2 protein-coding genes and 2 pseudogenes are annotated in these 2,468 nt (G+C 38.0%); 3 read left to right on the top strand and 1 reads right to left on the bottom strand.

The genetic code is table 11. The features are described from left to right. Positions 1 to 537, bottom strand: a 537-nt coding sequence (locus tag NI470_RS15560) for a helix-turn-helix domain-containing protein (protein ID WP_253149002.1), incomplete at its 3' end; no start/stop codon positions are given. Between the two features lie 181 nt (positions 538 to 718). Here NI470_RS15560 and NI470_RS15555 point away from each other — a divergent pair. The 3 genes and pseudogenes from NI470_RS15555 to NI470_RS15545 form a co-directional block, all read left to right on the top strand. Next, positions 719 to 1,002 (top strand): annotated as a pseudogene (locus tag NI470_RS15555) (helix-turn-helix domain-containing protein); the annotation flags it as partial. Continuing rightward, positions 996 to 1,360, top strand: a pseudogene (locus NI470_RS15550) (IS3 family transposase); the annotation flags it as partial. The pseudogenes NI470_RS15555 and NI470_RS15550, both read left to right, overlap by 7 nt. A 196-nt stretch (positions 1,361 to 1,556) precedes the next feature. After that, positions 1,557 to 2,018, top strand: a complete 462-nt coding sequence (locus tag NI470_RS15545) for a DIP1984 family protein (protein ID WP_180039238.1) — start codon at positions 1,557 to 1,559, stop codon at positions 2,016 to 2,018. Positions 2,019 to 2,468: the final 450 nt, after the last annotated feature.

Here is a 2,468-nt window from a genome sequence, read left to right as displayed (position 1 = left end):
ACAGAAGCGCAGATGCAACAGTTTTCCAGTGGCATCATCGATATAAACCAGCAAGCAGCACTTAGCAGCGCGTCCTTCGAACCAGTCATGATATGAGCCGTCAATCTGGATTAGCTCACCGAAGCAATCCCGGTTATAACGTGGCTGATATGGACGTTTAAGGCGCTTGGATCGTGGAATCCAGAGGTCATTTGCAGTCATCCAGCGCCGAAGCGTTTCTACCGGGATATTCAGGTCAAACATGCTGCTGAGCTTCTCATGGGCCAAGGTAGGTCCAAATCCCAGCAGATGTTCAGAAATAATGGAAAGACATTTTGATTTTAATAAATCATCATGGCGACGATGGCCAGGTTGACCACGACTGGCATGCGCCATACCTGAAACACCATCTTGATTGAGCTTCTGTAATAACCGGGTAATTTGACGGGTTGAAAGATTAAGGATTTCAGCAGCACGGACTTGTGTAATACGATGATCTCGAACGTCTTGCAGAACAGCAAGACGTTGAATTTCTTTGTCAGACATAGTGATCAGCATCTATATTTCATATCCAGTCCATGATGGTGAAAACCATCATAAACTAGACATTTTTATTGGTGAGAATATAGACATTTTGAATGGGTTTTAACACAAATTGTAAGCCCAAAATAGAAATGTCCGCTTTTAGAATGTGCACTTTTGCAATTTCCTTAGCGGACGGTTTGATATGTTGGTGTCTATGTCGGATAAAGAACTTAAACGATTGTCGGTTTTGCAGGAAATCTGCGATCAACGCATAACTCAATCCCAGGCTGCTCAGCTACTTCTACTTCATATTTCAGAATGTCAGGTCAGACGCTTACTGCAGAAATACAAAGTTCAAGGTCCAGCTGCATTATAGCCCATACGGGTCGTGGCCAAACCAGCAATTCCAGGCTTTCTGAAGAACTCAGACTCAAGTGCCTCAATATTGTTTCTGATCAACTGCATGGTTTCGGACCAACCTTGGCGCATGAAAAGCTTATTCAACAGGAGTTATGGTTCATTCTGACCAAGGCAGTCAGTACTGTAGTCGTGCTTTTAGAGCGCTATTATTGACGAATAACTGTATTCAAAGTATGTCACGCAGTCTTGCGCAGTACACTGCTCATGTTGGGACAATGCAGTGACTGAAAGCTTCTTTCATACATTGAAAGGTCATGTAATCCATGGCAGTGTGTTTGCCACTCGAAAAGAAGCGAATGCTGTCTTGTTTGACTATATCGAGCTTTATTACAATCGAATCAGAATACATTCTGCAAATGGCTGGTTAAGTCCTGAAGCCTTTGAACAAAAATATTGTAAGAATTTAGAGGGATCGAATGTCCACAATACTGTCTAGGATCAGATAAAGGATTCTGCATCTGAAAAAAGGCCTTTAGCTTAATTCTGAGCTTCGACTAATGACAAAATATAAGACTTCTACCTCTGAAAATTATAAAAAATCAATTTTTTTGATTTTTAAAGAATGAGGATATAGTATTTGTAAAATTACTTAGCTGCTTAAAACTTAATTCTAATTGGTTAATAGGTGAAAAATGAAATTAGCAGAAGCTCTCTTACTTCGAAGTGATCAACAAAAAAAAATTATTTCACTAAAACAACGTATCAATGCAAATGTATTGGTACAAGATGGTGATAAACCATCTGAAGATCCAAATGAACTACTAAAACAAGTATTTGCTTTAATTCAAGAATTTCAAAAATTAAGTTATGCAATTCATGAAACTAATGCTTTAACAAAATTAAATGATGGTCGTTCTTTACTTGCTTTATTGACTTTGCGTGATGAATTTGTAGAACAGCACAAAACCCTAACTGCAGCAATAAGTAATACATCTCGTGAATCTGATCGTTATAGTACGCGGGAAATAAAGTGGCATAAAGTTATTCCAGTTTCATCACTACAAAAACAAGCTGATGATATTAGTCTTAAATTACGTGATTTAAATGTGTTGATTCAGTCGAGTAATTGGAAAATTGATTTGATTGATGCCTAATAGTCCTTTAGATATAATCAAGTTGAACATACTGGGCGAGTACAAGATCCCTTACTTCCACAACATAGGATTGTAAATAAAGTGTAGTGGCTTGCAAAGCAAGTGGATAAGCTTAAAATTTTAAGTACAAATCAATCCATCACTTGGCATAACTCAAATCTTTGTGCGAACAAAGTTACATGTTACTTATAACTACCATGTACTGACAGTATGTTCACCTCAATTACTAAAAATAAAGAAATGAGCAAGCACCAGCTCAACTACATTTCTATTTTTAATTCGGTTCGGCTTTGTTGCATAACGAGCTGAAAGACAGATTTTGAAAACAGCAGATTCAAATCACAAGTTGAACCGTACCGGGTTTGTCGGAGACTTTTTTATTTAAGTTAGGCCACCTGACCTAACGGGTTAATCTTATCATAGTACATTGCTTCAAACTCAAAAGGCGAT

It is taken from the genome of Acinetobacter lwoffii, assembly GCF_024129115.1.
Lineage (GTDB): Bacteria > Pseudomonadota > Gammaproteobacteria > Pseudomonadales > Moraxellaceae > Acinetobacter > Acinetobacter lwoffii_T.
The sequence above is the reverse complement of the archived record's forward strand: the minus strand, read 5'-3'. Positions and strand labels throughout refer to the sequence as shown.

Excerpts from the sequence above, each read along its gene's own strand:
- NI470_RS15545 (WP_180039238.1), top strand. The coding sequence starts at position 1,557 with ATGAAATTAGCAGAAGCTCTCTTACTTCGAAGTGATCAACAAAAAAAA.